Below are 396 nucleotides of genomic sequence, written 5' to 3'. Positions count from 1 at the left end.
ATACCGGGTGTGAGTGTCGCCAGCGTCGTAACACCAACAAACTCCGCAATAGCGACGTTCAGACCAACAACTCCGACACTCCCGAGAGCAACGCCAAGCAGCCCGCCAAGCACGGCAACAGTAACTGTCTCCGTAATGACAACCAGAACCCGAGCCCGTGCCGAGAAGCCGACAGCGCCGAGAATGGCTATCTCTTGACGGCTCGCAGTTAGCTCTAAGCCCATCATTGTCGCGACGAACGCGACCCCAATCCCCCCAGCAACGACAGTGGCAGCCAGCGCCATTGCGAGCGGTAAGCTCGTGGTCGATGTCTCTGCGCCAGTCAGCCCGACGCGTGAAACCACGCTCGTCCCCGGATAAATATCAGTAAGCAGTGAGTGAACGCTGGGGTCAGTC

General features: G+C 59.1%; 1 protein-coding gene. It reads right to left on the bottom strand.

The features are described 5' to 3' along the window. Window positions 1-284, bottom strand: a 284-nt coding sequence (locus tag EXE45_RS18180) for an FtsX-like permease family protein (RefSeq protein ID WP_158294346.1), incomplete at its 3' end; no start/stop codon positions are given. Window positions 285-396: the final 112 nt, after the last annotated feature.

This window comes from Halorubrum sp. SP9 (assembly GCF_005435015.1).
In the GTDB taxonomy this organism is placed as follows: Archaea; Halobacteriota; Halobacteria; order Halobacteriales; family Haloferacaceae; genus Halorubrum; species Halorubrum sodomense.
The sequence above is the reverse complement of the archived record's forward strand: the minus strand, read 5'-3'. Positions and strand labels throughout refer to the sequence as shown.